The sequence below is a fragment of the Suttonella sp. genome (assembly GCF_056855035.1).
Genome location: NZ_JBXGGR010000004.1, coordinates 1 through 6,527, shown reverse-complemented (window position 1 = coordinate 6,527; position 6,527 = coordinate 1). Strand labels below are relative to the sequence as shown.

Genomic DNA, 6,527 nt, shown 5'->3' with positions numbered 1-6,527 from the left:
AAAAATCATCTACTTGGCAGAAAAGTGTTGTAAGATGTTCCATGTTAAAGGGCTTTTGTGATGGTTTGTTTTGTCAAAACAGTAGATTATCACAATTGCTCTTTATTTTTTAGTGGGGTGCTTATCCCGAACTCAGGTTACCCTAACAAGAGGTCATGCACAGGCATTTTGGGCTTTGTCATAATAGCAGCAGTTTTTACTAGGGAAATCTATGCAAGATAGTTTAGCCTTTCAGCTAGAACCGCAAGATCAGCGGCGTTTGGCGGAATTATGCGGACAGATGCAGCAGCATATCACGCTGATTGAAAGTCAATTGAAGGTGGAAATCGCTAATCGCGGACATTTGTTTCAGATTAGCGGCGATGAGGGGCGCGTCCGCCAAGCGCGTTTTGTGATTGAGCAGCTGTATCAGAAGACAGGCGCAGACGTGCTTAATCAAGACGATGTGCATTTCGCTTTGCGCGACGCAGGTGCGACCTTGGCGCACGATGTGCAGTCCCATGGCGCCGGCAAAGATATTCGGATTGAAACCAAGCGCGGCACGATTACCGGACGCGGCGATAATCAGCGCCGCTATCTCAAGCGGATTTTCGAGCATGCGGTGAATTTCGGCATTGGTCCGGCGGGAACCGGCAAAACCTATTTGGCGGTAGCGGCAGCGGTGGCTTATTTGGCGGAAGACAAAGTCCGCAAAGTGATTTTGGTGCGTCCTGCGGTAGAGGCGGGGGAGCGCTTGGGATTTCTGCCGGGCGATATGACGCAAAAAGTCGATCCTTATTTGCGTCCTTTATACGATGCCTTGAATGATATGTTGGGTGCGGAGCGTGTCTTGAAACTGATGGAGCGCGGTGTGATTGAAATCGCACCGCTGGCATTTATGCGCGGACGCACGCTGAATGATGCCTTTATTATTTTAGACGAGGCGCAAAATACGACTGTCGAGCAGATGAAAATGTTTCTAACCCGACAAGGTTTTGGTTCTACTTCCGTTATTACGGGCGACCCGACGCAAATGGATTTGCCGCGCGGCGTCACGAGCGGATTGCGGCATGCACAGCACGTCTTAAGGGCGGTCGAGGGAATTTCTTTTACCCAGTTTGAAGCGACTGATGTGGTGCGCCATCCTTTGGTGCAGCGGATTATCGAAGCCTATGAAAGTCATCAGCAGCAAGAAAGGCAGGTCGAACATGAATAAGATGTTGCTGGATTATCAGATAGAAGACATACCGCAGGATTGGTCGTTTCCTGCGCAAAACGATGTACAGGATTGGCTGGATAGCGCCTTGAAAACCTTGGCGATTGAGGAAGTCTTGGAGCTGACCTTGCGTTTGGTTGATAAGGCGGAGATGACTGCCTTGAATCGCGATTATCGCGGCAAAGATTATCCGACTAATGTTCTGTCTTTTCCGATGGAATGGGAAGTACCTGAAAGTCCGCGTCTTTTAGGCGATATTGTGATTGCGGTAGAAGTCGTGAATGAAGAAGCGCGGCAGCAAAATAAAATGTTGCAGGCGCATTGGGCGCATATGTGCATACACGGGCTTTTGCATCTTTTAGGTTATGACCATATTGAAGAGGCGGAAGCCGAAATCATGGAGAATGCCGAGCGGCAGATTTTAGCGGCTTTGGGCTTTTCCGACCCTTACGCAGAATTGGAGGACTAATGGCCGGCAGTTTTTTTGCCTTATTTGACGATATCGCTTTGGTTTTAGACGATATCGCTACTATGACCAAAGTGGCGACGCGCAAAACCGCAGGTATTTTAGGCGATGATTTGGCGGTTAATGCCAATCAGGTCAGCGGTTTGGCAGCGGAACGGGAGTTGCCTGTCGTGTGGGCGGTAACAAAAGGCTCTCTGCTGAATAAAGTTATTTTAGTGCCGCTTGCCTTATTGCTTAGTGCCTTTTTTCCCGCCGCAATCGATTATGTTCTGCTGATCGGAGGGGCGTATTTATGTTTTGAAGGGGCGGAAAAAGTTTGGGAATGGTTGTTTCATCGCAGGGATAAAGCGGCGCATCAAGAGGAGCGATTGGCTGCCTTGGCGGCAGATGTGGATTTGCTTGCTTTGGAAAAAGAGAAAATCCGCGGAGCGATTCGTACCGATTTCATTTTGTCTGCGGAAATTGTCGTCATTGCTTTAGGTGCGCTGACGGAAATGACGCAATCGTTTATGGAATTGGTTTTTGCTCTATCTTTTATCGCCTTATTGCTGACTTTCGGCGTTTACGGCTTGGTCGCGCTGATTGTCAAAATGGACGATATCGGCGCACGGTGGGCGCAGGGAGAGCAAGGTGTCTTGCATACGATTGGGCGCGGTTTATTATGGATTGCGCCGAAAATTTTACGCTCATTGAGCGTGATCGGCACGATTGCGATGCTGGCGGTCGGCGGAACGATTTGGGCGGAACATTTGCCGCCGCTGACGGCTTATCTCCATCCGCAGATAGAGAGTATTCAGCATAGCATCGGCGGTATCGGCGTATATGTTTTTGAAATTTCAGTGGGTTTGATAGTCGGCTTGATTGTGCTGGCTTGCGTTGCGCCTTTTCATGGTAAAAAGAAACCTGCTCATTGAGCAGGTTCGGCATTTATTTGGGTAAGGAATAACGTTTTTTCTCGGGGTTACTGCGGTAAATGACGGCAATATGTCCGATTTTTTGTACAAATTCCGCTTGCTGTATGCGGCAAATATCCTCGATAATCGCGGCTTGCTCTTCATCAGGCAATTGACCGAGTTTGATTTTAACGAGTTCATGGCTGTCCAGTGCAAGATTGATTTCTTTTTGCACGGCATCGCTCAAGCGATTGGTGCCAATCATGACGATCGGATGCAGATGATGGGCTTCGGATTTTAAAAATCGGATTTGGGTTTTGCTTAGCATAGCATTATCCTAGTATGTTTTAACAAAAGACAAGAATAGCAGAATTTAGACGTGGCACGCAGTAAATCTAGTGGAAATTGGTTAAAAGAACATCATAGCGATCCTTATGTGTTAAAAGCGCGCGAGGAGGGTTATCGTTCGCGGGCGGTATATAAACTGAAAGAAATTCAGGAGCGCGACAAATTGATTCGCAGCGGTATGGTGGTGGTGGAATTAGGCGCCGCCCCGGGCGGCTGGTCGCAATATGTAGCAGGTTTGATTGGCAGCAAAGGGCGTATGATTGCGCTGGATATCTTGCCGATGGATAGTCTGGCGGATGTAACTTTCATACAGGGCGATTTCCGCGAGGAAGCGGTGCTGAATGAATTGTTGGCGACTATTGGCGATCAGGTTGTGGATTTGATTATTTCCGATATGGCCCCAAATATGAGCGGTGTAAAATCTACCGATCAGGCGAAAAGTATGTATTTGGCGGAATTGGCGCTGGATTTCGTCCGTCAGCGTTTGGCAACGGGCGGCGATTTTTTGACGAAAGTTTTTCACGGCACGGGATTTGACAATTATTTTCGGGAGCTGAAAACGGATTTTAAAACGGTATTGACGCGCAAGCCTGAGGCATCGCGTGCGCGCAGTCAGGAAACTTATTTATTGGCCCGCGGTTTTCGCGGTACGCAGATTTCATAGGAAAGAGGTGATATTTTGAACGAGAAAAACAAATCGATATTAATTTGGGGCGGATTGATTCTGCTGTTCGTGGTGTTGATTAGCGAGGTGGGTAAATTCGGCTCTCCTTCGCAGTCGCGTACGGTGGCGTATTCGCAATTTTTAGATCGCGTCTATAACGGCGAAATTCGTTCCGCTGACATTAATATGCAGACAATGGTGATTGAATTCGTCGACAATTCCGGTAACCGCTATTTCACGAATAATCCTGAAATCAATACCAGCGCTTTAGTCGGGGACTTGCGCGCCAATAATGTCATGATTAGCAGCGAACCAATCAAACAGGAAAGCCTGCTCAGTCGCATTTTGATTAATCTACTGCCCTTGGTGCTGTTTATCGGTTTGTTTATTTTTATCTCGCGTCAAATGCAAGGCGGCGGAAAAGGCGGTGCTTTTTCTTTCGGCAAAAGCCGCGCCAAATTGATTCCCGAAGATAAAATTAAAGTGACTTTTGCCGATGTGGCGGGGGCTGATGAGGCAAAGCAAGATACGTATGAAATGGTCGAGTTTTTACGAGATCCAAGCAAATTCAGTAAATTAGGCGGAAAAATTCCGCGCGGCGTATTGATGGTAGGGCCGCCGGGAACGGGGAAAACCTTGCTTGCGCGCGCGATTGCCGGCGAAGCAAAAGTGCCGTTCTTTACCATTTCGGGTTCGGATTTTGTGGAAATGTTTGTGGGCGTCGGCGCTTCGCGCGTACGCGATATGTTCGAAGAAGCGAAAAAACATGCACCTTGCATTATTTTCATCGATGAAATTGATGCTGTTGGTCGTCAGCGTGGCGCGGGTTTGGGCGGCGGACATGACGAGCGCGAGCAAACTTTGAACCAATTGCTGGTAGAAATGGACGGTTTTGAAGGCAATGAAGGCGTGATTGTGATTGCGGCGACTAACCGCCCCGATGTTTTAGACCCTGCTTTATTGCGTCCGGGACGTTTCGACCGCCAAGTTACCGTCGGTCTGCCTGATCTGAAAGGACGAGAGCAGATTTTGAAAGTGCATATGCGTAAAAAGCCCATTGATGACAATGTAATTGCCAAAGATATTGCCCGCGGTACACCCGGTTTCTCAGGCGCGGATTTGGCGAATTTGGTTAATGAAGCGGCTTTGTTCGCGGCGCGTCGTGATCGCAGCACAATTACCATGCAGGATTTGGAAGATGCAAAAGATAAAATCATGATGGGCGCGGAGCGTCGCTCTATGGTTATGAGTGACAAAGAAAAAGAAATGACCGCCTATCATGAAGCAGGACATTGTATTATCGGACGCATCGTGCCCTCGCATGACCCGGTGTATAAGGTAACCATTATTCCGCGCGGTCGGGCATTGGGCGTAACGATGTTTTTGCCGGAAGCGGATCGATACAGTTATTCGAAAGAGCGCTTGGAAAGCCAGATTTCAACTTTATACGGTGGACGTTTGGCGGAAGAATTGATTTATGGCGCGGAACAAGTTTCTACGGGCGCATCAAACGATATTGAACGTGCGACTGCTATTGCGCGCAATATGGTAACGCAATGGGGATTGTCGGAAAAACTGGGTCCATTGCTGTATGCGGAAGAAGAAGGCGAAGTGTTTTTGGGGCGTTCGGTAACGCGTCATAAAAATGTATCTGATGACACCGCCAAGCTCATTGACGAAGAAATCCGCCTTATTATTGACCGCAATTATGAGCGGGCGCGGCAAATTCTTGAAGATAATATGGATATTTTGCATGAAATGGCGAAAGCGCTTGTGAAATACGAAACCATTGATGAAGGGCAAATCGATGATTTAATGGCGCGCAAACCGGTGCGGGCGCCTTCTGATTGGGACGAAAGCGGTCGGCATAAAATTGTTGCAGAGGAAAATATCCAAGCACCTGAAATCAATAAACCATTGATAGACGGCCAAGATAAACCTGCTGATAATATGGGGAATTCATAATGACTGAACAAACACTGCAATGCGGTCGATTTCAGCTCGATTTATCTTCAAGCAAAATTATGGGGGTGCTCAATTGCACACCCGATTCATTTTCAGACGGCGGAAAATTCGTACAAATAGATGCGGCATTGACACATGCGGAAACGATGATTGCGGAAGGCGCGGACATTATTGATATTGGTGCGGAATCCACGCGCCCGGGTGCCGCGGCAATCAGCGCAGAAGAAGAAATTGCCCGTTTGACCCCCGTTGTATCGGCATTAATTGCCGATGGACGCAAACCGATTTCGATTGATACCCGCCATACCAAAACCATGCAGGCAATGCTCGATCTTGGCGTGGATATGATTAATGACATCAGTGCGCTTGAAGCAGAAGGCGCAATAGATGCGGTAAAGCAAAGTTCCGTGGCAATCTGCTTGATGCATATGCGCGGTATTCCGCAAACCATGCAAAACCACACTCTATACGATAACGTCGTAACAGAAGTGGCTCAATATTTGGCGCGGCGGGCGGAACTTTGTCGCGAAGCGGGAATTGAAGCTAATCGAATTGTGCTTGATCCGGGATTTGGCTTTGCTAAAACGCCGGAACAGAATATGGCATTGATTGCTCAAATAAAAGCATTTTTAAATCTTAGCTATCCTGTACTGATAGGGGTTTCGCGCAAATCCACAATTGGGCATTATTTAGACAATCGCGCGGTCGAAGACAGAGTCATTGGAAGTGTTGTGTTAGCAGCATTAGGCGCTTATGAAGGGGCGCAGATTGTTCGTGTACACGATATTAAAGCAACAAAAGATGCCTTGTTGATGGTGGAAGCATTGAAAAATGCAAAAGTCATGTAGGTTTTCATAAAAATCTCAAAAATAAACTCTCTTAAAAACAGTCTGATGAGAAGAAAGTTTGGAATAAAAGTATTTGGCGCTTGCAAAGGAGGATGTTGAATGTATAATGCGCACCTCTCGAGACGTAGACGAGCTGATGAGTTGAAAG

Annotated in this window: 7 protein-coding genes; 6 read left to right on the top strand and 1 reads right to left on the bottom strand. The window is 47.6% G+C overall.

Annotation, left to right across the window (positions count from 1 at the left end; translation table 11 throughout):
* Positions 1-211 precede the first annotated feature (211 nt).
* From ACJHVI_RS00485 to ACJHVI_RS00475, 3 genes are read left to right on the top strand one after another with little or no spacing between them, the layout of a single operon-like run.
* On the top strand, positions 212-1,195 hold the full coding sequence (locus tag ACJHVI_RS00485; protein WP_483182621.1) for a PhoH family protein: 984 nt from the start codon (positions 212-214) through the stop codon (positions 1,193-1,195).
* Positions 1,188-1,664, top strand: coding sequence for an rRNA maturation RNase YbeY (gene ybeY, locus ACJHVI_RS00480; protein ID WP_483182620.1), 477 nt, complete (start codon positions 1,188-1,190; stop codon positions 1,662-1,664). Before ACJHVI_RS00485 ends, ybeY begins: the two co-directional genes overlap by 8 nt.
* Complete coding sequence (locus tag ACJHVI_RS00475) at positions 1,664-2,575, top strand: DUF808 domain-containing protein (RefSeq protein WP_483182619.1); 912 nt, start codon at positions 1,664-1,666, stop codon at positions 2,573-2,575. Before ybeY ends, ACJHVI_RS00475 begins: the two co-directional genes overlap by 1 nt.
* A gap of 13 nt (positions 2,576-2,588) precedes the next feature.
* On the opposite strand, the gene yhbY is transcribed toward ACJHVI_RS00475, so the two are convergent.
* Positions 2,589-2,882 (bottom strand): ribosome assembly RNA-binding protein YhbY, encoded by a 294-nt coding sequence (yhbY, locus tag ACJHVI_RS00470; protein WP_483182618.1) that lies wholly within the window; start codon positions 2,880-2,882, stop codon positions 2,589-2,591.
* A gap of 51 nt (positions 2,883-2,933) precedes the next feature.
* On the opposite strand from yhbY, the gene rlmE reads away from it, so the two are divergent.
* Genes rlmE through folP form a run of 3 tightly spaced genes read left to right on the top strand, consistent with a single transcriptional unit; the run spans position 2,934 to position 6,379 of the window.
* Positions 2,934-3,566 (top strand): 23S rRNA (uridine(2552)-2'-O)-methyltransferase RlmE, encoded by a 633-nt coding sequence (rlmE, locus tag ACJHVI_RS00465; RefSeq protein WP_483182617.1) that lies wholly within the window; start codon positions 2,934-2,936, stop codon positions 3,564-3,566.
* Between the two features lie 15 nt (positions 3,567-3,581).
* A complete protein-coding gene (gene ftsH, locus ACJHVI_RS00460) occupies positions 3,582-5,531 on the top strand; it encodes an ATP-dependent zinc metalloprotease FtsH (protein WP_483182616.1) in 1,950 nt (649 codons plus the stop codon).
* The gene (gene folP, locus ACJHVI_RS00455; RefSeq protein WP_483182615.1) at positions 5,531-6,379 is read left to right on the top strand and encodes a dihydropteroate synthase; all 849 of its coding nucleotides are present in this window, start codon (positions 5,531-5,533) and stop codon (positions 6,377-6,379) included. Before ftsH ends, folP begins: the two co-directional genes overlap by 1 nt.
* Positions 6,380-6,527 lie beyond the last annotated feature (148 nt).